Origin of the sequence: Roseomonas sp. BN140053, assembly GCF_047690175.1 — a bacterium.
GTDB lineage: Bacteria > Pseudomonadota > Alphaproteobacteria > Acetobacterales > Acetobacteraceae > Roseomonas.
In genome coordinates this window covers 1-20,497 of the sequence record NZ_JBLLEB010000034.1, presented here as the reverse complement: position 1 = coordinate 20,497, position 20,497 = coordinate 1, and the positions used below count along the sequence as shown (strand labels likewise).

Genomic DNA, 20,497 nt, shown 5'->3' with positions numbered 1-20,497 from the left:
AGCCCCTCCTCGCGGAGCGCTCATGAGGTCGAGGAGCCTAAGCTCCTCGCGCGGGACGAAGGCTCCGCCTTCGCCCTGGGGTGTCCAGAGGGGCAGGGCCCTTCTGGCCCAGGCCCGAACTCCGAAGCGCCACCACCCCGACCCGACCCGTCCCCCGGCAACGGCCCCCGGCAGCGCACCCCGGAGGGAGGAGGCGCGGTCAGCCACGGACGCGGGGGTCGATGACGCGGTAGAGCAGGTCCACGGCGAGGTTCACCAAGACGAAGCCGGCCGTGACCACCAGGATGGTGGCCTGCACCAGCGGGTAGTTGCGTTCCGCCACGGCGCCCAGGATCAGGCGCCCGAGGCCGGGGATGGCGAAGACCTGCTCCACCACGATGGCGCCGCCCAGCAGGTAGCCGGCCTGGATGCCCACGGCGGTCGTAAAGGGGATCAGCGCGTTGCGCAGGGCGTGGCCGAAGATGACCCGCCGTTCGGGGGCGCCCTTGGCGCGGGCGGTGCGGACGAAATCCTGCCCCAGCACGTCCAGCATGGAGGAGCGCACCAGCCGCGACAGGTTGGCCAGGATGGGCAGCGCCAGCGCCAGGGCGGGCAGCGCCATGCGCGACAGATTGCCCAGCGGGTCCTCGGTGAAGGGCACGTAGCCGAGGGCGGCGGCATCGGGCGCCAGGGTGGCCAGGAGCAGGATCATCACGATCCCCAGCCAGAAGGAGGGGATGGTCAGCCCGGCGATGCTCAGCACCCGCAGCGCCACATCGCCGGCGCCGCCGCGGATGCGCGCCATCCAGCAGCCCAGCGGCACGGCCAGCCCGGCGCCGAGGATCAGCGACAGCGCGGTCAGTTCCAGCGTGGGCGGCAGGTTGGCCAGGATCTCCCCCGCCACCGGCCGCCCCGTCCAGATGGAGGTGCCGAAATCCCCGCGCAGCGCCGCCCAGGCCCAGCGTGCGTACTGCACCGGCAAGGGCTGATCCAGGCCGAGCCGTTCGCGCAGCGCCGCCACCCGCTCCGGCGTCACCTCGGAATTGGCGCCGAGCATGATGGCCACCGCGTCGCCGGGGATCAGCCGGATCAGCAGGAACACCACGACCGACACGCCGAACAGCACCACCGCGAGGTCGAGCAGGCGCGAAGGAAGCGAGGAGCGGGACATCGGCGCAGGCTGCGGAGCGCGCGGGCGGGGCTGCCGGCGCTCAGCGCGCCGGCAGCGAGGCGCTCCGCAGGCTGGCCAGCGACCGGTTGGCCAGGATCTCGAAGCCGTCCAGCGTGGCGCGGGCGGGGGTGAACAGCGTCGGATAGGCCAGGTGCGCCACGGGGCCGGTGCAGGCGAGGCGGCGCTGCACCTCGTCATAGGCCGCCTTGCGCGCCGCCTGATCGCCCAGTGTGCGGGCGCGGTCCAGCAGCGCGTCCAGGGCGGGGTCGGAATACTTGAACACGTTGGTGGAGCCGCCGGTCCGGAAGGCGCGGAAGAAGTAGTCGTCCGGATCGACGCTGCCCGCATTCGTGGAGGCGAAGAGGTCGAAATTGCTGTTGCGCCAGTCCTGGATGAACTGGCCCAGCTCCTGGTTCCGCAGCTCCACCTGGAAGCCCACGGCGTTGAGCTGCTGCTGCACGACCTGCGCGATGTCGCGGATGTCCTGCCGCGGCAGCACGGACATGGTGACGCGGATCGGCGTGGTGATCCCGGCCTCGCGCAGCAGGGCGCGGGCGCGGGCGGGGTCGGGGCGGTAGCAGGGAAACTCGCTCACCGGCAGCGCCCATTCGCGCAGCGCCGGCGACAGCGGCCCGCCGGGGACGCCCGCGCCGAACAGCGCGGCGTCCACGATCTCCTGCCGGTTCAGCGCGAAGTTCAGCGCCTCGCGCACCTTCGGGTCGTTGAAGGGCGGCCGGGACGTGTTCATGCCCACCAGCGTGTAGGCGAGCTCCAGCGTCTCGTGCACCGTGACGGCCCGGCGGCCGCGCAGCTGCTGCGCCGTGGCGGCGTCCACCCCCGGTAGCAGCGCGTACTGCCCGCTGTTCAGCCCCACCAGCCGCGTCGCCGCCTCGGGGACGATGTTGAAGCGGATGCCGGCCAGCTTCGGCAGCCCGGCCTGCCAATAGTTCTCGTTGCGCGACAGCAGCACGTAGCCGTTGGGCTGCCATTCCGTGAAGCGGAAGGGCCCCGTGCCCATCGGCGCGCGGCCCAGCCCTTCGCGGTCCGCCTCGGCGGAACGGGGCACGATCGCGATGCCGGACAGGGCGGCGGCCAGCGGCGCGGAAGCCTCGCTGAGGGAAAACTCCACCGTGCCCGCATCCACCGCGCGCACGGCCTGCACCGCGGCCAGCCGGCTGGCCAGGGGCGAGGCGATGGCGGGGGACTGCACCCGCCGGACCGAGGCGGCCACGTCCTCCGCCGTCACCGCGCTGCCGTCGTGGAAGCGCAGGCCGGGGCGCAGGGTGAAGCGCCAGGTCCTGCCGTCCTCGGCGGTGGTCCAGGACTGCGCCAGCCCCGGCACCACGCGCAGGTCCTCGCCGATGGCGGTCAGGCCTTCGTAGACCGTGCCGTTCACCACCGTGAAGGTGGCAAAGGCGGTGGCGATATGCGGGTCCAGCCCGGCCGGCGAGGCGTCCACCGCCACCTCTAACACCTGCGCCCGCGCGGTGCCGGCCCCCGCCAGCCCTGCGCCCAGCAGCCCGGCTGCCAGCACCGCGGCCCGTCCCGCGGAGCTGAGGGCCGCGGCACCCGCCGGGATCGCGCTGCGCCAAGGGGCTCTGGACATTCCGGGACGGCTCCGCTGCTCTTCTCGGGAAAGCCCCAGCCTATCGTGGGAATCCTCCCCGGCGCTATGGTCCGGCCCGGAACGTCCGGGCACGGGGGGGCGGTGCGCCGCGCGGCCGCCGTCCCGGCCGATACCGGACAACAGCGCGCAGGGAGCCGGTGTCTTGCTGGAACATCCTTCGGTCACGGCGGTGGGCGTCATCAGCGGCACCTCCATGGACGGCATCGACGTGGCCGCTGTGGACGCCGATGGCGACCTCGCCCTGCGTCCCGGCCCCGGGCGGACCTTTCCCTACCCGCCGGCGCTGCGCGCGTCCCTGCTGGACCTCGCCGCCGATCCCGACCGCGCGCTGCGCGAGCCACTGACCGAGTTGGAAGCCGCGGTGACCGAGGCCCATGCCGGTGCCGTGGAACAGTTCCTGCGCGACACCGGTCTCGACCGCCGCACTGTTTCCGTGGTGGGCCTGCATGGGCAGACCGTGTGCCACCGGCCGGAGCAGCGCTTCACCCGCCAGCTGATCGACGGTCCGGCCGCGGCGCGCCGCCTGAACCTGCCGGTGGTGGACCATTTCCGCGACGACGACGTGTCCGCGGGTGGGCAGGGCGCCCCCTTCGCGCCGCTCTACCACCGCGCCCTGGCCGCCCGGCTGCAGGGACCGCTGATGGTCCTCAACCTCGGCGGCGTCGGCAACGTGACCTTTCTGGACGGCGACACGGTGCTCGCCTTCGACACCGGTCCGGCCAGCGCCCTGCTCGACGATTTCGTGCGCCGCCGCCGCGGGTTGCCCTTCGACGAGGACGGCCGCCTCGCCGCCTCCGGCCAGGCGGACCCGGTGCTGGTGGAGCGCTTCCTGCAGCACCCCTTCTTCGTGCAGCCGGCGCCGAAGTCGCTCGACCGCAACGACTTCCACGCCGCCGCCACGGCGGTGGAATCCCTCTCGGACGCCGACGGCGCCGCCACCCTGGCCGCCTTCACCGTGGAATCCCTGGTGGCCGCCCTGCCGCACCTTCCCGCCACGCCGCGCCGCTGGCTGGTGACCGGCGGCGGCCGCCGCAACGGGCACTTCATGGCCCGCCTGCGCATCCGCCTCGGCGTGCCCGTGGACCCCGTGGAGGCCGAAGGCTGGGACGGCGACGCCCTGGAAGCCCAGTGCTTCGCCTACCTCGCCGTGCGCGCCCGCCGCGGCCTGCCCCTCAGCCTGCCCAGCACCACCGGCGTCCCCCACCCCATGCCCGGCGGCCGCCTGCACCTCGCGGCCTGACGCCGGTCCGGTCGGTCCTCGGCCGGGTTGCCGGGTCTTCCGGGCTGGGGTGTTCTGGGTGGCCTGAGCGTTGGCCAGGGGCGCTGCCCCTGGACCCCAGGGCAAAGGCTTCGCCTTCGCCCTGGGGTGTCCAGAGGGGCAGCGCCCCTCTGGACACCCCAGGCCCGAACACCGCAGAGCAACCGACCTAACACGCCCAGAACCCCGACCGGCGTCCCGCGATCCTGCAAGATCGTGCGAGGCCCGGAACCGCTTGGTGCAGGCGGGGCTTCTGTTGCAGATGCCGCCTGCGGGGCCGGCCGGGAGAGTGTGTCATGACGGTGCAACTGAAGCCCCTGTCCGAGCAGGTGATGGTGATCACTGGCGCCTCCAGCGGGATCGGCCTAGCCACCGCCAGGGCGGCCGCGAAGCGGGGCGCCAAGCTCGTGCTCGCCGCGCGCAGCGACGCGGTGCTGGAAGCGGTTGCGGCGGAGATTTCCGCGGCCGGCGGCGAGGCCCTGGCGGTGCATTGCGACGTCGGCCAGCGGGACGAGGTGCGGGCCGTGGCTGAGGGTGCCTTCCGCCGCTTCGGCCGCATCGACACTTGGGTCAACAATGCCGGCGTCGGCATCTGGGGCCGGGTCGAGGAGATCAGCGACGCGGATATGCGCCAGCTCTTCGAAACCAACTTCTGGGGCCAGGTGCACGGCGCCCTGGCCGCGATCCCCTACCTGGAAGAACAGGGGGGCGCGCTGATCAACATCGGCAGCATGGCCTCGGACCAAGCCGTGCCCCTGCAGGGCGTGTATTCCGCCAGCAAGCACGCCGTGCGCGGCTTCACCGACGCGCTGCGGATGGAGCTGGAATCGCGCGGCGCACCGATCTCCGTCACGCTGATCAAGCCCGGTTCCATCGGCACGCCGATGCCGCAGCACATCAAGAACTACACGCCCAACGAGGCGAAGTTCCCGCCCCCCGTCTACGCGCCGGAGGAGGTGGCGGCCGCCATCCTGCATGCCGCGGAACACCCGGTGCGCGACCTTTACGTGGGCTCCTCGTCCCGCAGCATCAGCCTGTTCGGCCGGGTGGCGCCGCGGCTGATGGACTGGTTCGGCGAAACGCTGCTCTACAAGGCGCAGCTCGGCCCCCGGCCGCCCAGCCCGGGCGACAACCTGTTCCACGGCCAGGCCGAGGCCAAGGTGCGCGGCGACCACGGGGGCAGCCTGATCCGGCCCAGCCTCTACACGCGCGCCCGGCTCCATCCGGGCGTGACCGCGGCCGTGCTGGCGGGGCTGGTTCTCGCCGGGGCCAGCCGCTTCGGGCGCAGCCGCCGGTCCTGAGGCCGCGGCCCGGCATGGGGCGCGCTGCCCACGGAGGGCAAGGCGCCCGTGGAACAGCCCCGCCGCGTAGCCCCGTCGCGGGCGACGCGGCGGGAACCGGTTCGGGACGGCAGCGCCCCCTTCCGACCGAAGGACGCAGCGGCCGTGCTGCGCGGTTCCTCAGCCCTCCGCCAGCATCTCCATGGCCTCGGCGGCCAGCTCGCCCGGCACGGAGTGGCCGCCCGGGAATTCGCAGTAGCGCACCGCGTATCCCGCCTCGCGCAGCCGCGGCACCAGGCGGCGGCTGCAGGCGTCGATCGGCAGCACCTCGTCGGCCACGCCGTGCGACACGAAGAAATCGGGCTTCCCCACCTGCTCGGCCGGCGCGATGAAGCCCGGCGAGAAGCCGAAGGCGTGGGTGAACAGGTCGCCATTGCCCAGCGCCAGGGACAGCGCATAGGACGCGCCGTCGGAAAACCCCGCCAGCGCGACGCGCCGCGCATCCACGCGATGCCGCCGGAACACCGCACCCAGCGCGGCGTCGAGAAACCCCACATCCGGCCCATAGGAGCCCATGATGACGTCCCAGGTCGGGCCGCGGCTTTCCGGCACCAGCAGCAGCGCGCCCGGCGGCACGGCGGCCTCGATCAGGCGCAACGCCCCGGCCGCGTCGCCGCCGGCACCGTGCAGCATCACCACCAGCGGCACCGCCGCGTCGCCCGCCCCGTCCGGCACCCGCAGCAGCCCGTCCCGGCGCTGGCCGGAGCCGATCGGGTGCAGCCCCGGCGCGGGGGCCGGCTCCTCCGGCGCGGCCCCGGGGCGGGCCCGCAGCCGGCCACGGGCCGCGCCGTCGCGTGCGGTTCCGGACCTCATGCCGGGATGCCGGAAACGGCCAGGGCCGCCGTGGCGGCGCGATCAACAGCGACGCGGAAGAACATGGCGAGGTTCCAGCAGCGGCCCCGTCCGGGCCGCATCTGAACAACGCCGCAGCACGCGCGGCCGTTTGCGCGGGCACGGCCCGGTCCGGGCAGGAAATCGCCGGCCGGAACCGGCGCGGCCAACTGCCGGCAGGTGAACCGGAGGCGGCAGCGCGCCACCGGACATCGGCGCCGCCGCGGCGGTGGCTGCAGCGCGGTCCCGCCCGGTTCAGCTGTCCAGCGAGATGCCGAGCTCCTGGATCAGCGGCAGCCAAGTGGCGGCTTCGCGCTCCACCACCGTGCGAAAGGCGTCGGGCGTGACGGTGGTGGCTTCCGCGCCCAGGTCGCGCAGCCGGCGCTGCACGTCGGGGGCGGTCAGGGCGGCGCTGATCAGCTCCTGCAGCCGCGCGATCACCGGGGCGGGGGTGCCCGCCGGCACCACCGCGCCGTGCCAGGAATACACCTCGCAATCTGGGAAGCCCGCTTCCGCCAGGGTCGGCACCTCGGGGAAGGGCTCCACCCGCGTGGGCGTGGCCGCGGCGATCGGGCGGATCGCCCCGGACTGGTAGCCGGCCGCCCCCGAGGCATAGTCCACGAAGCCCGCCATCACCGTGCCGGCCATCATGTCGTTCAGCACCGCCGCGCCGCCGCGATAGGGCACATGCGTCAGGTCGGTGCCGGTGCGGCGCTTGAAGCGCTCGATGCCCAGGTGGTGCGGCGAGCCGATGCCGACGGAGGCCATGGTGACCTGCCCGGGATTCGCGCGGGCGTAGTCCACGAATTCCCGTGCCGTGCGCACCGGCATCTTGTCGCTGACGGCGAGATAGAAGGGAAAGCGCGTGTACAGCGTGACGGGCGCGAGGTCGCGCACGGGATCATAGGGCAGCCGCTTATACAGGGCGCGGTTATACACCATGGTCGCCATGTCGACGCTGAGCACGGTGGTGCCGTCCGGGGGCGACTTGGCCGCGGCCTCGGCCGCGATGATGCCGGCCGCACCCGGCCGGTTGTCCACCACGATGGGCTGGCCGAACTGCGGCCCCATGGCGTTGGCCAGCAGCCGCACCACCACGTCGGTGGCGCCGCCGGGCGGATAGCCCACCAGCCAGCGCAGCGGCTTGCTGGGCCAGGTCTGCGCCCGGGCGGGCAGGGCGGGTGCGGCCAGCGCTGCCAGCGCGCCCAGCCCCAGGATGCGTCGCGTCGGTTCTTGGTCGGCCATTCGGTTCTCCCCGCGGCACGGTGTCCGGTTGCGCCCGCGAGGGCAAGGGCGGCGCGCGTGCATCCCCCTGCCGCCCTCGCCGACACCGCGCGGCCGGCATCGCCGGCTCCCGGGCGGCAGGGTGCGGCGGAAGCGTCCCCCGCCCGGGGGACAGGGAAACCGTTGCGGCGCTGATAAGGCCATCGCCGCACGGCAAAGTCCGGCCCAGGGGAAAGCAGCAGCGCGCATGAGCAGTCCGGTGATCGACGTCCACACGCACATGCTGAGCGACCGCTACCTCGACCTGCTGCGGGCCAATGGCGGCGGCAAGTACACCTTCCGCCGCCTGCCCGAGGGCGGCGAGGTGATCGACATGTACGGCGCCCCCTTCTTCACCCTGATGCCGGAGATGTTCGACTTCGCCGCGCGCATCCGTGCCATGGACAAGGCGCGCATCGACGTGTCGGTGGTGTCGCTGACCTCCCCCAGCGCCTTTTTCGGCGACGAAGCCGTCAGCCTGCAGGCGGCGCGCACCATGAACGACGATTTCGCCGCGGCGCAGACCGCCTATCCCGACCGCATCCGCTGGCTGGCCACCCTGCCCTGGCAGTTCCCCGAAGCCGCCAGGGGCGAATTGGAGCGCGCCCGCAGCCTGGGCGCGGTGGGCGTCATGACGCTGGCCAACATCGCCGGCAAGTCGCTGACCGATCCCTGCTTCGCCGAAGTCTGGCAGGCCATCGACGACGCGGCGATGCCCGTCTTCGTCCACCCTTCCGTGCCGCCGGGCGCGAGCGAGCTGGACATGGCGAAGCACAGCCTCGCGGCACCGGTGGGCTTCATCTTCGACACCACCCTGGCGGTGTCGCGCATGATCTATGACGGCTTCTTCGACCGCTACACGCGCCTGAGCATCATCGCGCCCCATGGCGGCGGCGCGCTGCCCTACCTCGCCGGCCGGCTGGACATCTGCCACGAGCGCATCCCCGCCTGCGCCGCCCGCGCGCCGGAACGGCCCACCAACACCCTGCGCCGGATCTACGTGGATTCCGTGGTGTACCGGCAAAGCGCGCTGGACATGTGCGTGGAGGTGGTGGGCCCCGACAACGTGCTCTACGGCTCCGACTTCCCGCACAACATCAGCGACATGACCGGCTGCCTGGCGCGCGTGGACAATCTGGGCGGCGAGCTGCGCCACGCCGTGCGCGGCCGCAACGCCCAGCGGCTGTTCCGGCTGTGACGGAAGGGAGGCACGGCATGATCACCCGGCGACACGTCGCGGGCGCCCTGGGCGCCGCGGCAGGCATCGTGGCATCCGGCGGCGCGCGGGCGCAGGGGCGCTATCCCGACCGCCCGATCCGCGTGGTGGTGCCCTATACCCCCGGCGGCACCAACGACATCGTGGCCCGGCTCTACGCCGCCAAGCTGACGGAGGTGCTGGGCCAGCCCGTGGTGGTGGAGAACCGCGGTGGCGCCCAGGGCATCGTCGGCACGGAAGCCGTCGCCCGCGCCGCCCCGGACGGCTACACGCTGCTGATGGGCGCGCCGGGGCCGCTGATCTTCAACGCCGTGACCTACAGCCGCCTGCCCTACGATCCGCGCCGCGACCTGCTGCCGATTGCCAAGCTGATCGGCGTGCCGCTGCTGCTGACCGTGTCGGGCAACAGCCCCTACCGTTCCCTGGCCGCGCTGATCGAGGGCGCCAAGGCGCACCCCGACGCCATGACCTACGGCGTCTCCGCCGCGCCTTTCCAGTTCGCGATGGAGATGTTCAACCAGCAGGCGGGCACGCGCTTCACCTATGTCGCCTACCGCAGCACGGCGGAATCCGGCAACGCGGTGGCCAACAACGAAGTCACCGCCACCCTGTCGGAAGCCGCGCCGCTGATCGCGGGGCTTGAGGGCGGCAGGCTGCGCGCCCTGGCCATCACCTCGCCCGCCCGGCTGCCCAGCCTGCCGGACGTGCCCACCATGACGGAGCTGGGCTTTCCCGCCATCACAGTGGAGATGTGGTGCGCGCTGTTCGCGCCGCGCGGCACGCCGCAGCCGGTCCTGGACCGCCTCACGGAAGCGGCCCTGCAGGTCACCGCCGCACCCGACCTGCAGGCGCGCTTTCCCGCCCTGTCCATCCGCGCCGCCCCGGCCGGGCCGGACGCAGTGCGCGAGGAGATCGACCGCGACATCGGGCGCTGGGCGGAGGTCGCCCGCACCGCCAACATCCAGCTCGAACGCTGAGAAAGGCCTCGCCGCATGCACAAGGTCGTCGTGCTCTACGCCCCGCCGGCGGACCCCGAGCATTTCCGGCGCCATTACCGTGAAACCCACCTGCCGCTGGCGGCCCGGCTGCCGGGCCTGCTGGGCAGCCGCTTCTCCTTCGCGGTGGAAGGCGTCGGCGGCCCGTCGCCGTATTTCTGCATCTGGGAAGGCGACTTCGCCGATGCCGAGGCGATGGGGCTGGCGATGCAGTCCGACATCGGCCGGCAGGTATCCGCCGACACGGCGAACTACGCCACCGGCGGCCTGACCCTGCTGCACTACGAGGTGGAGGAGAACGAGCCCGCCGCGTGACCGGCCACGGCCGGTTGAGAACAGGGTGCCCGGGGCAAGCAGCCGGCGCCACGAGGGAGGATCGCAGATCATGTTGCTTCCGGCCACGACGCGGCGCGCCCTGGGAAAGGGCGTGCTGGGCCTGGGCGCGCTGGGCGCCCTCGCCGCCGCCCTGCCCGCCCGGGCGCAGACCTGGCCCAGCAAGCCGCTGCGCTGGCTGGTGGGCTATCCGCCCGGCGGCGCCACCGACATCGTGGCGCGGCTGCTGGCCAACGCCATGGGGCCGCAATTCGGCCATCCGATCGTGGTGGAGAACCGGCCCGGCTCGGCCGGCATCATCGCGGCCGAGGCCGCGGCCAAGTCGCAGCCCGACGGCGGCACGGCGCTGACCGTGGACATGGCCACGATGGTGTACAACCGGGCGCTCTACCGGCGCCTGCCCTACGATCCCGCGCGCGACCTGGCGCCCGTTTCCGTCTACGCGCGCTTCCCCTTCTTCCTGGTGGTGGCGCCGCAGCTGCCGGTGCGCACGGCCGCGGAGCTGGTGGCCTACGCGAAGTCGCGCAACGGGGCCTTCACCATGACCTCCGTCGGCGTCGGCTCGCCGCACCACCTGGGCATCGAGCGCTTCAAGCGGCGCGCGGGCTTCGAGGTCACGCATGTGCCCTATCGCGGCGGCCCCGCCATCGTGAACGACATGGCCGCGGGCACGGTGGAGGCGGGCTTCCTGGACTACGCTTCCTCCGCCGCGGCCCTGGAGGGCGGGCGCCTGCGCGCCGTGGCCGCCGCCGCCGGCAGCCGCATCCCGCCGCTGCTGGACGTGCCCACCCTGGCCGAGCAGGGCTTCCCGGATTGCGAGGTGTATTCCTACCACGGCGCGGTGATGCCGGCCGGCACCCCGGCCCCCGTGCTCAGCCGCTTCCGCGACCTGATCGCGGCCGCCGTCCGCACCGACCTGGTGAGCCAGCGCGTGCGCGAGCTGGGCGCCGAGCCGATGGCCAGCACGCCCGAGGAGTTCCGGCAGCTCGTGGAGCGCGAGGCCGCCATCTGGCTGCCGTTGATCCGCGAGCTCGGCATCACGCTCGACTAGCCAGTGTCCCGCGCCCAGAGCGTTGGTCCCAAGCCGGGGGGAGGTATCCCCCCGGACCCCCTTCTATTTTCGGGAGTTTTCGGGCGCGCCCCCGGCCGATGCCGCGCCTAGGACTCCCGAAAAAAGGAGGGGGCCCGGGGGAGTTCACTCCCCCGGCCTTGCCCAGCCCAGCGGCCGCGCGATCAGTGATGCATGGGCGCCGCGGCGCCGCGCGCGCCCGGGGCCTGCACCGCCAGCTGCACCGTCACCGCGCCGCTGCGCTCGAAGTTCAGGGTCAGCGGCACGGTGCTGCCGGGCCGTGCCGCCTGGGCGAGGCCCACCAGCATGATGTGCAGCCCGCCCGGCTGGAGGGTAACGCTGCCGCCGGCCGGGATCTCGATGGACGGCACGGGCTGCATCCGCATCACGTCACCATCGCGCACCGTGTTGTGCAGCTCCACCGCACGCGCCGCCGGGCTGCTGGCCGACACGAGGCGGTCGGCCTGGGCGCCCGTGCTGCGCAGCGTCACGAAGGCGCCGCCGGTACCGCCCTGCACCGCCGCCCGCATCCAGGGCTGCTCCACGGCGATGCCGGCAGGGGGTTGCTGGGCCAGCGCGGCCAGGGCGGGAAGGCACAGCGCGGCTGCGGCCAGCAGGGCCCGGCGGGAGGTGGTCATGGCAAAGGTCCTTTCTCAGGAAGGGTAAGGTCGCGGGTGCAGCCGGGCGGCCTCGGCAGCCTCCCGCGCGGCGGCCAGCACGGGCGCGCGGGCGGTCAGCACCGCCTGGGTCACGGCCGGGCCGGCATCGAAGGGCGGACCCCGGCGGTGGCGACGGCGCCTCCCCCGCGAAGGCCGGAACAAGCGTAGTTTCGGGGAGGGCAAGCTCCGGCCGGGCGCGAAAAGCACGAGGAGCCGCCGGGGGCTCGGCCCGGGCGGCGGCGCGATCGCCGGATCAGGTGCGGGGTGGCGCCCTGGGCTGCTGCGGCGGGGCGCGCGGCGGATGCACCGGCAGGCCGGCGGCCCGGAACGGCGCGGCCACGGCGTTGTAGGCGACGGGCTGCGCGACCTGCGGTGGTTCGGGCGGGGCGATGCCCAGCGGGCTGTGGCACAGGCTGCAGCAATCCATGGCCTGGGCCGGCTGCACCGGGCTGCCGTCGTCGCCCAGCAGGGCGATGCGCCGGCCGTCATGGGTGCAGATTTCCACCGCCTGGGCCGAGGCGAGTTGCGCCACGGCCCTGGCATGCGGCAGCAGCGCCGCCGCCCACTGCAACAGCAGCAGGCAGGCGAGAAGGCGCGTCAGGCCTGTTCGCAGGCGGGGCATGGCCGGCAGCCTAGCCGGTCCGGCCTGGCCCGTCATCCGGGCGGCATGCGGCCGACCCGCCACCCATCCGGGTTGCCGCCGCCACGCGTCGCCGGCGCTCGGTTGGAACGGCACGGCGCACCCCGCCACCCGCGCGGGCGGGCCCGGAAGGGGAGGCGGGACGGGCAGGGGCGAGCCCCATTCCCGCACCCGCCGCCCGGCCTCAGCGGGCCGGTGCGGCTCCCGGCATGGGCGGCGCCTGCATGGCGGTATAGCCGCTGGGCAGGGTCATCCGGGCGGGATCGATGGGGCCGTAGTTCACCTGGGTGGCCTCCATGGTCACGGTGACGCCGTTGGGGGCCGTGGTGACGGTGCGCAACAGCACGCCGTCCTCGGTGATGCAGGAGGTGCCCTTGCCGCCGCCGGCGGTCATGTCCCATTCCGTGCAGGAAGTTCCGGCCACCGTCGCGGTGCCCTTGCGGGCAAAGGTAGCGCCGGCCGGCACTTCCTGCGTCATGGCGGCCACGGTGGCGGGCGGCATGGCCATGGTGGCGCGCTGGGCATCCATCACCATCACGGCGGAATTCGCCTGCCGGTCGATCAGCATCCAGCCCACGCCCCCCGGCGGATCGACGCGCTGCCGGCCGGTGGAGGCCGAGAAGTCCATCCGCATGTCCTGGGGCGGCACGCCCGCCATGCCGCTCATGCGGTAGGTGACGGAAACGTCGCGGGTCGGCCGCATGTTGGCGGGCTGGGCAAGCGCCGGCAGCGCGACGAGCGCCAGGGTTGCCGTGGCGGCAAGGATGCGGATCACGCGGGTCCTCCGGTTTGCGAAAGCGCACTCTGGGCCGGGGCCGCCGGGCCGCACAGGGCAGGCGCGAGCACGATCCGGCGAGGGTGCCCCCGGCCCCGTTGCGGGCCCGGCGAGCCGCGGCCGCAACGGGGTCACACCTTGACCATGCCCCGCAGCCGCGCCGCTACCGCGGCGCCAGAACGCCACCGCCAGGTGCTGCTCCTGGCCCAGGCCCGGGCTGCCTCAGGCCGGAAAGAAGGCCACCACCAGCCAGCAGAAGCCGAGCAGCACCGCGACCCAGATCACCAGCACCAGCAGGATGCCGGACAGTCCCGAATAGCGTTCCGGCACCCCCGTGGCGGCATTCAGGTAGGCGTTGCTCCGCTCGGTCGGCAGGAAACGGTAGGCCAGGCGCCGCCACAGCGACATCAGCGGCCCGCCCGACACGGTGGGCGTCAGCGTCAGCAGGTCCACGAGGCTCCACACCTCGTGCAGCACCGAGCGGTTATAGGCCCAGGCGAACCAGGCGAAGGCCCGCAGCCCCCAGCCGTTGCGCCCGTCCGCGGCGGCGAGGCGCAGCGCCGCGTCCTCCAGATCCTCGCTCGGCGGCACGGCCCTTGCCCGCGCCGGAGATCGCCCGGCCATCGCACGCCCCTCCCGTTCCGGCCTATGCGGGGCCCCCGGCGCGGCATCCCCGCCCGCGCTTCCCGCGGCCGGCGATTACCCGCTCGCCACCCGGTGCACCAGCGGCAAGGCCGGGTCCGGCCGGCGGTCGCGGTCCAGGGCATGGGGGAAACCCAGCGGGTGGTGCGGCCAGTCAGGGCCCGCCGCCTCGGCCCGCTCCTGCAGGCCGTCGTCGCGCAGCACGCCGCCGACCCGCCCGCCGTTCCTGAGACCGGGTCGCGCAATGCCCGGGCCGTTCGCGCCAGGCCCGGGCGGGGCGCCGGGGCAGGGCGGCCGCAGCGGGTGGCCATGGGCTCGCGCCTCCGGTTGGTCGGCCCCGAGCCTAGCGGCAGGCGCCACCCGCGCGCTTCGGCCGCGGTGTCCCGCGCCGCCCGCAAACGCGCCCCCCGGCGTCCCCCGCGCTGAGGACAGCGCCCCCGGCCGCCGCGGCTAACAAGGGCGGTGACGGCCCGCGCCCATCCGGGCCGGTTCTTTGCCCGCCCGGCCGCAGGGAGGAAACCGCATGAACGCCATCCCGCCCCCGGCCTACGCGCTGCCGACCTTTCCCTATCGCCGCGCCCCCGAACAGGACGGCGCGCGGCCGCGCCGCCCCGTGGCCGTGGTGGGCGGCGGCCTGTCCGGCCTGACCGCCGCCTGCGACCTGGCGGTGCGCGGCATCCCCGTGGTGCTGCTGGACGAGGACGACACGGTGGGCGTGCGCGGCGCGTCCTCCCGCGGCATCTGCTACGCCCAGCGCTCTCTGGAAATCTTCGAGCGCCTCGGCCTCTACGACCGCGTGCGCGACAAGGGCGTCACCTGGTCCGTGGGCCGCGTGATGCTGGAGGACGAGGAACTCTACAACTTCGACCTCGCCCTGGGCTCCGCCTCGCGCCAGCCGCCCTTCGTCAACCTGCAGCAGTTCTACGTGGAATGGTTCCTGGTGGACCGCTTGGCGGAGCTGCCGCTCGCCGACCTCCGCTGGAAGAACCGCGTGGTCGGCGCGGAGCAGTTCGACGACCACGTCCTGCTGCAGGTGGAAACGCCCGAAGGCGCCTACCCCCTGGAAGCCGCCTGGGTGATCGATGCTTCCGGCCTGGCCAGCCCGCTGCGCGGCGCGCTGGGCGCGCAGGCGCGCTCCTCGCCGGGGGTGGACCGCTGGTGCATCTCCGACGTGCGTTTTTCCAAGCCGCTGCCGCCGGAACGCTGGACCTGGGTGCAGGCCGCCTTCAACGAGGGCCGCGCAGTGTGGCAGCACCAGATGGCCGACGGCGTGTGGCGCATCGACTACCAGCTCGACCCCAACAGCGACCCGGCGGAGGCCAGCCTGCCGGAGGTGGTGCAGAAGCGTCTGGCCGCGCATCTGGGCGCCGACACCGAATTCGAAACGGTCTGGGTCGGCCCCTGGGGCTACCGCACCCACTTGCTGGATGATTTCCGCAACGGCCGCGTCTTCTTTGCCGGCGACGCCGCCCATGTCTTCAGCCCCTTCGGCGCCCGCGGCGGCAACAGCGGCATCCAGGACGCCGAGAACATCGCCTGGAAGCTGGCCGCCGTGATCCGCGGCGAGGCCGGCGAGGCGCTGCTCGACACCTACAGCGCCGAGCGCCGCCCCGCCGCGCAGCACAACATCCGCACCACCGAGCGCAGCGCCCGCTTCCTCGCCCCGCGCTCGCGCTTCGAGCGCGCCCTGCGCGACGCCGTGCTCGACCTCGCGCGCGAGCACGCCTTTGCCCGGCACGTGGTGAACATGGGCCGCATGTCCGACCCCTTCCGCTACGCGGATTCGCCGCTGACCACGAATGGCGGCGAGGCGGTGCCCAACCTGCGGCTGCGCTTCGCCGACGGCGCGGAAACCTCCCTGGCCGCGCTGCTGCGCGGGGAAGGGGCGCGCTTCCTCCTCCTGGCCGGCGCCGCTTCCGGCGTCACGGCTGCCCCTGCATCGGTCGCCGTGGGGGCGCCGTCATCGTGCGCCGCAGCCTCACCCGTACCAAACGCGGCGGCTTCATCCGCGCCGGTCGTCGCGACGTCATCCGTGCCAGTCGTCACCGCCTTTGCCGCGGGCGGCGCCTCGGGCCAGCTGCCGGTGCTGCTCGGCCCCGACCTCGGCGCCCTGCTGGCGCCGGAGGAAGCCCTGCTGATCCGCCCGGACGGACACCTCGCCGCGCGGCTGCGCGCGCCGACCCCCGAAGACCTCGCCGCCGCCCTGCGCCGCGCCCTGGGAGCCCCCGCATGAACACCGACCCCAACATCCCCGACCCCGACGGCTTCTACGCCGCCATCCTGGCCGCCAGCGAGGACCTGTCGGACGCCGAAGGCCTGGCCTTCGCGCTGCGCCTGTCGCTGCTGCTGGCCAACCAGATCGGCGACCAGGCGGTGCTGCTGGACGCCGTGCACGCCGCCCGCCCGCGCCGGGGGGCCGCGCAGTGACCGCGCATTTCGCCTCCGCCACCGACACGCGCGAGCAGATCCCGCAGGTCGAGGAGCTCGGCCCCGGCTGCTACGGCTTCATCAGCGCGCACGACCCGAATTGCGGCTTCGTGGTGGGCCGCGACGCCGTGCTGGTGGTGGACACCCGCGCCACGCCCAAGCTGGGGCGCGAGCTGCTGACGGCGGTGCGCTCCGTCACCGACCGGCCCGTGCGCTACGTTTTCCTGACGCACTACCACGCCGTGCGCGCCCTGGGCGCCAGCGTCTTCGACGGTGCCACGGTGCTCTCCACCCTCGGCACCCGCGATTGGATCCGCACCCGCGGCGAGGCCGACTTCAAGTCGGAGCGCGAGCGCTTCCCGCGCCTCTTCGCCGGGGTCGAGGAGATCCCCGGCCTGACCCACCCGCACGTGGCCTTCGAGGGCCGGCTGTCGCTGGACCTCGGCGGGCTGGAGGTGGAGTTCATGGGCTTCGGCCGCGCCCACACCCAGGGCGACGCCGCCTGCTGGGTCGCGTCCAGCAGCGTGCTCTACGCCGGCGACCTCGTGGAGAACCGCTGCGGCGTCTACGCCGGCGACGCCTACATCACCGACTGGATCGAGACCCTGACCCGCCTCGCCCCGCTGCCCGCCGAAGCCATGGTGTCCGGCCGCGGCGCCGTGGTGCGGGGTGCGGAGATCGCCGGCGCCATCGCCGGCACCTCCGGCTTCCTGTCCACCCTGCGCCGCGCCGTGGCCGCGGGGCGGGACGAGGGGCTGGACCTCGCCGGCTGCTTCCGGGCCGCCGAGGAGGCGATGCGCCCGGAGTTCGGCGACTGGCCCCTCTTCGGCCACGTCCTGCCCTTCGACGTGGCCCGCATGCACGAGGAACTCGGCGGCACCGAGCACCCCACGATCTGGACCGCCGAACGCGACCAGGAGCTGTGGAACACGCTGCGCGGGTGAAGCGCGGGCGCGCCCCGGGGGGTACCGCCACCGGGCCTGGGGCAGGTCGCCGGGGCGCGCCCGCCGGCCGCTGACATCGCGGGGCCGGCACCCGGCCTAGCCCGGCCACCCGGCCGGCGATCCCCCGGTCGGGGCTTCGCACCCCGCGCCGCGCCACACCGCGGCCGCATTCTGACGGTGCCGGACCGGCGGGGTGGCCTCCCGCTGTCCAGTGCGGGCACTTTGTCGCCCCGAGGCTGCCACGACCCTGCGCCAGGGTCGGGCCGCCCCGATGACCGACCATCCCGCCCCCGAACCCCTTCCCCCAGCCCGGGCCCGGCTCAGGCCGCTGCTCGCCACCCTGCCGGCCCTGCTGCCGGCGCTGTTCTTCCTGGGGCTGGTGCTGTCGCCGCCGCTGAACCAGGACGTCGCCGCCGTGCTCAGCTTCGCGCAGCGCATGGTGGCGGGGGAGCCGCTCTATTCGCAGCTGATCGACGTCAACCCGCCGCTGATCTTCCTGCTCAACCTGCCGGCGGCGCTGCTGGCGGCGCACACGCCGCTGGACGGCGTCTGGGCGCTGCTGCTGCTGCTGCTGTGCTTCTGCGCGCTGGTGTTCGCGCTCTGCCTGCGGCTGCGCCCGCCCGGCGGCCCCGCCGAGCGGGCGATGCTGATCGCGCTGCCGCCGCTACTGCTGGTGCTGGCCGGCTTCGACTTCGGCCAGCGCGAGCAGATCATGGCCGCCGCGGCGCTGCCCTACCTGTTCCTGGCGGAGCGGCGGGCGCAGGGCACGCGCACCGGCGGGCTGCTGGTCGCAACCGCCACGACCCTCGCGGCGGTCGGCTTCGCGCTGAAGCCGCATTTCCTGGCGGTGCCGGCGCTGGTGGAAGCGGTGGTGCTGGCCGCCGCCCTGCGCCGCGGCCGCCTCGGCCCCGCCCTGCGCGACCCGGTGCCCTGGGGCCTGCTGGCGCTGTGGGTGGCCTACGCGGCGCTGATCGTGTTCGGCTTTCCCGACTATTTCGGGCGCGTGGTGCCGCTGGTCTGGGACCACTACGTCGGCCTCGGCGGCGCGTCCTGGTGGCGGGTGGCGCTGACGCCGCAACTGTTCACCGCCGCCCTGACCACCGTTGCCGCCGTGCTCTTCGCGGCCTGCGGCGGCACCGGCGCGATCGGCTGGCTGCCGCGCCTGGCCGCGGCGGCGATGCTGGGCGGCCTCGCCGCGGCGCTGGTGCAGCACAAGGGCTGGAGCTACCACGTGCTGCCCGTGTGGATCTGGGGCGGGCTGCTGTGCGGCCTCGCCCTGGCGCGCGCCGCGGACGCGCTGATGCCGGCCCGCGCCGCCGCCCGCGCGGCGCCGATGCTGGCCGCCGGCGCCTGCGTCGCCCTGGCGCTGCTGGTGATGCGCGGCGGCGAGGCGCCCTGGCGCGAGTTCAACTACCGCACCGCCCCCGTCGGCCGCCTGGCGGAATGGCTGGAGCGGGAAGCCCCCGACGGCCGGCTGCTGGTGCTGTCGCCCGACATCTACCCGGCCTATCCCGCGCTGAACTACGCCGAGAACCGCCCGGTGCTGCGCTTCATGAGCACCTGGCTGCTGCAGGCCGTGTACGGCACCTGCCCCGCCGATGGCGGCCGTTTCCGCGCGCCTGCCGACATGGGGCCGGCCGAGCGCTTCCTGTTCGACGCGGTGGCGCAGGACTTCGCCGCGGCGCGGCCCGCCGCCGTGCTGGTGTCGCGCGATGCCGGGATTCCCTGGTGCGCCAACCAGCCCTTCGACATGCTGGCCTACTTTTCCCGCCACCCGCGCTTCGCCGAAACCTGGCGCGGCTACTACCCGGCCGGCGAGATCGACGGCTACCTGCTGTTCGAGCGCAACGCGGAAGCGCCGCCGCCGCCGGAGCCGCCCGCGGTGCCGATGGTCAGGCGCCCCGGCGCGCCGGAGCCGCTGGCCGCCTCGGACGCGCCGCGGCGGCAACGGGGCTGAGGCGGGCCACCCGCCCCGGCCCCCCTGCTGCCCTGGATGCCGCCTGGCCCCCTGCCGCGCCGGACATGGCCCCCGCGGCAACCGCATTGGGGGCAACCGCCTCCGGGGCAGGGGCGCCGGCCGGCGCTTATTCCGCCGTGATCCCGGCCTCGCGCACCACGGCCGCCCAGCGCGGGATCGCCACCGCCACGCGCTCCTTCAGCGCCTCGGGCGTGCCCCCGACCAGCTCGTAGCCCTGGGCCACGAGGTTGCGGAACGCATCGGGGCCCGACAGCACCGCGTTCGCCGCCTCGTTTAACCGCGCCACCGTTTCGGGCGGCGTCCCGGCGGGGGCGAAGAGCCCGTACCAGTCGCGCATGATCACGCCCGACACCCCGCCCTCCGCCAGGGTCGGCACATCCGGCAGGTAGGGCAGGCGGGCCCCGGCGGTCACCGCCACCACCCGCACGCGCTCGTCGCGCCCCAGCTCCACCGCCGGCGGCGTGTGGATGAACATCGCGGCGACGTTGCCGGCCAGCAGGTCCGTCACCGCGCCCGACAGGCCGCGATAGGGCACGTGCGTCAGCTCCACCCCGGCGCGCCGCTTGAACATCTCCATCGCCAGGTGGTGCGGCGTGCCCACGCCCGGCGAGGCGTAGTTCAGCGCCCCCGGCCGGGCCCGCGCGCGCGCCAGGAACTCTGCCAGGTTGCTGCCGCCGGCCGCGGCGTTGAGCGCCAGGGTGCCCTCCGTTTCCATCAGCGTCGCGACGGGTGCGAAGCTCGCGACGGGATCGTAGGGGATGTTGCGGAACAGGCTGACGTTCATGGCGATGGTGGTGGCCTGCACCAGCAGCGTGTTGCCGTCCGGCGCGGCGCGGGCGGCGGTTTCCGTGCCGATGTTGCCCGACGCGCCCGGCCGGTTGTCGATCACCACCGGCCGGCCGAGCCGGCGCGACATGCCCTCGCCCACCGCGCGCGCGATCACGTCGGGCGGGGCGCCGGGCGTGTAGGGGACGATGACCGTGATCGGCCGCGCGCCCGCCAGGCCCTGCGCCCGCAGGGCCGGGGCCGCCAGCCCGGCGATCGCCGCCGCTGCCGCGACCACGGCTCGGCGGGGCAGGGCGCCCTCGGTCACGGAGGTGATGGAACGCATCGTTTTCGTTTCCTTCCTGTTTGCCGTGGGCTTGGCGCCCAACTTGCCCGTTCCCTGGCGGAAGCGGTCTATCGCGCCGCCCGCGCGCCCGCCGGGCGGTCCAGCCCGAAGAGCGTCCAGGCATTGGTGCGCCCGATCTTTTTCCGGTCGAGCTCGGCGATGGTGCAGCTGTCGAACCAGTTCGCGGCGTGGTCGATGTTCTCGAAGGGCCAGTCCGCCGAGAACAGGATGTGGTCGGA

General features: G+C 74.1%; 20 protein-coding genes. 10 read left to right on the top strand and 10 right to left on the bottom strand.

Annotated elements, in window-relative coordinates; translation table 11 throughout:
• Window positions 1-199: 199 nt before the first annotated feature.
• Together ACLIBK_RS20945 and ACLIBK_RS20940 are read right to left on the bottom strand one after the other, a co-directional pair.
• Window positions 200-1,150 carry an ABC transporter permease gene (locus ACLIBK_RS20945; protein WP_415389251.1) on the bottom strand — a complete coding sequence of 317 codons (951 nt, stop codon included), beginning with the start codon at window positions 1,148-1,150 and terminating at the stop codon, window positions 200-202.
• A 40-nt stretch (window positions 1,151-1,190) separates the two neighbouring features.
• Window positions 1,191-2,756 (bottom strand): ABC transporter substrate-binding protein, encoded by a 1,566-nt coding sequence (locus ACLIBK_RS20940; protein ID WP_415389250.1) that lies wholly within the window; start codon window positions 2,754-2,756, stop codon window positions 1,191-1,193.
• A gap of 163 nt (window positions 2,757-2,919) precedes the next feature.
• On the opposite strand from ACLIBK_RS20940, the gene ACLIBK_RS20935 reads away from it, so the two are divergent.
• A complete protein-coding gene (locus ACLIBK_RS20935) occupies window positions 2,920-4,017 on the top strand; it encodes an anhydro-N-acetylmuramic acid kinase (RefSeq protein WP_415389249.1) in 1,098 nt (365 codons plus the stop codon).
• 314 nt (window positions 4,018-4,331) lie between these two features.
• Window positions 4,332-5,336, top strand: a complete 1,005-nt coding sequence (locus tag ACLIBK_RS20930; protein WP_415389248.1) for an SDR family oxidoreductase — start codon at window positions 4,332-4,334, stop codon at window positions 5,334-5,336.
• A 159-nt stretch (window positions 5,337-5,495) separates the two neighbouring features.
• Here ACLIBK_RS20930 and ACLIBK_RS20925 read toward each other — a convergent pair whose 3' ends face one another.
• Together ACLIBK_RS20925 and ACLIBK_RS20920 are read right to left on the bottom strand one after the other, a co-directional pair.
• Window positions 5,496-6,188, bottom strand: coding sequence for an alpha/beta hydrolase (locus ACLIBK_RS20925; protein WP_415389247.1), 693 nt, complete (start codon window positions 6,186-6,188; stop codon window positions 5,496-5,498).
• A gap of 273 nt (window positions 6,189-6,461) precedes the next feature.
• Complete coding sequence (locus ACLIBK_RS20920; RefSeq protein WP_415389246.1) at window positions 6,462-7,451, bottom strand: Bug family tripartite tricarboxylate transporter substrate binding protein; 990 nt, start codon at window positions 7,449-7,451, stop codon at window positions 6,462-6,464.
• 226 nt (window positions 7,452-7,677) lie between these two features.
• On the opposite strand from ACLIBK_RS20920, the gene ACLIBK_RS20915 reads away from it, so the two are divergent.
• The 4 genes from ACLIBK_RS20915 (at window position 7,678) to ACLIBK_RS20900 (ending at window position 11,064) form a co-directional block, all read left to right on the top strand.
• A complete protein-coding gene (locus tag ACLIBK_RS20915) occupies window positions 7,678-8,667 on the top strand; it encodes an amidohydrolase family protein (RefSeq protein WP_415389245.1) in 990 nt (329 codons plus the stop codon).
• Window positions 8,668-8,684: 17 nt separating this feature from the next.
• Window positions 8,685-9,662, top strand: a complete 978-nt coding sequence (locus tag ACLIBK_RS20910) for a Bug family tripartite tricarboxylate transporter substrate binding protein (RefSeq protein WP_415389244.1) — start codon at window positions 8,685-8,687, stop codon at window positions 9,660-9,662.
• Between the two features lie 15 nt (window positions 9,663-9,677).
• Entirely contained in the window at window positions 9,678-9,995 is a 318-nt protein-coding gene (locus tag ACLIBK_RS20905) for an EthD family reductase (RefSeq protein ID WP_415389243.1), read from the top strand.
• A 70-nt stretch (window positions 9,996-10,065) separates the two neighbouring features.
• Window positions 10,066-11,064 carry a Bug family tripartite tricarboxylate transporter substrate binding protein gene (locus ACLIBK_RS20900; protein ID WP_415389242.1) on the top strand — a complete coding sequence of 333 codons (999 nt, stop codon included), beginning with the start codon at window positions 10,066-10,068 and terminating at the stop codon, window positions 11,062-11,064.
• A 182-nt stretch (window positions 11,065-11,246) separates the two neighbouring features.
• Here the strand turns inward: ACLIBK_RS20900 and ACLIBK_RS20895 are convergent, their stop codons facing one another.
• The 5 genes from ACLIBK_RS20895 to ACLIBK_RS20875 form a co-directional block, all read right to left on the bottom strand.
• Window positions 11,247-11,720: a copper chaperone PCu(A)C gene (locus ACLIBK_RS20895; RefSeq protein ID WP_415389241.1), complete on the bottom strand. Its 474-nt coding sequence runs from the start codon at window positions 11,718-11,720 to the stop codon at window positions 11,247-11,249.
• Between the two features lie 274 nt (window positions 11,721-11,994).
• Window positions 11,995-12,363 (bottom strand): DUF2946 family protein, encoded by a 369-nt coding sequence (locus tag ACLIBK_RS20890; protein ID WP_415389240.1) that lies wholly within the window; start codon window positions 12,361-12,363, stop codon window positions 11,995-11,997.
• Between the two features lie 202 nt (window positions 12,364-12,565).
• A complete protein-coding gene (locus ACLIBK_RS20885; protein ID WP_415389239.1) occupies window positions 12,566-13,156 on the bottom strand; it encodes a DUF4412 domain-containing protein in 591 nt (196 codons plus the stop codon).
• Window positions 13,157-13,378: 222 nt separating this feature from the next.
• Window positions 13,379-13,780 carry a hypothetical protein gene (locus tag ACLIBK_RS20880; RefSeq protein ID WP_415389238.1) on the bottom strand — a complete coding sequence of 134 codons (402 nt, stop codon included), beginning with the start codon at window positions 13,778-13,780 and terminating at the stop codon, window positions 13,379-13,381.
• A 75-nt stretch (window positions 13,781-13,855) separates the two neighbouring features.
• Window positions 13,856-14,002 carry a hypothetical protein gene (locus tag ACLIBK_RS20875; RefSeq protein WP_415389237.1) on the bottom strand — a complete coding sequence of 49 codons (147 nt, stop codon included), beginning with the start codon at window positions 14,000-14,002 and terminating at the stop codon, window positions 13,856-13,858.
• A 319-nt stretch (window positions 14,003-14,321) separates the two neighbouring features.
• Here ACLIBK_RS20875 and ACLIBK_RS20870 point away from each other — a divergent pair, with 319 nt between their 5' ends.
• From ACLIBK_RS20870 to ACLIBK_RS20855, 4 genes are all read left to right on the top strand, one after another.
• The gene (locus ACLIBK_RS20870; protein ID WP_415389236.1) at window positions 14,322-16,031 is read left to right on the top strand and encodes an FAD-dependent oxidoreductase; all 1,710 of its coding nucleotides are present in this window, start codon (window positions 14,322-14,324) and stop codon (window positions 16,029-16,031) included.
• The gene (locus tag ACLIBK_RS20865; protein ID WP_415389235.1) at window positions 16,028-16,225 is read left to right on the top strand and encodes a DUF2783 domain-containing protein; all 198 of its coding nucleotides are present in this window, start codon (window positions 16,028-16,030) and stop codon (window positions 16,223-16,225) included. The genes ACLIBK_RS20870 and ACLIBK_RS20865 overlap by 4 nt, the downstream gene beginning before the upstream one ends.
• A complete protein-coding gene (locus tag ACLIBK_RS20860; protein WP_415389234.1) occupies window positions 16,222-17,169 on the top strand; it encodes an MBL fold metallo-hydrolase in 948 nt (315 codons plus the stop codon). The genes ACLIBK_RS20865 and ACLIBK_RS20860 overlap by 4 nt, the downstream gene beginning before the upstream one ends.
• Window positions 17,170-17,440: 271 nt before the next feature.
• Window positions 17,441-19,126 (top strand): hypothetical protein, encoded by a 1,686-nt coding sequence (locus ACLIBK_RS20855; protein WP_415389233.1) that lies wholly within the window; start codon window positions 17,441-17,443, stop codon window positions 19,124-19,126.
• 127 nt (window positions 19,127-19,253) lie between these two features.
• On the opposite strand, the gene ACLIBK_RS20850 is transcribed toward ACLIBK_RS20855, so the two are convergent.
• A complete protein-coding gene (locus ACLIBK_RS20850) occupies window positions 19,254-20,258 on the bottom strand; it encodes a tripartite tricarboxylate transporter substrate binding protein (RefSeq protein ID WP_415389232.1) in 1,005 nt (334 codons plus the stop codon).
• Window positions 20,259-20,497 lie beyond the last annotated feature (239 nt).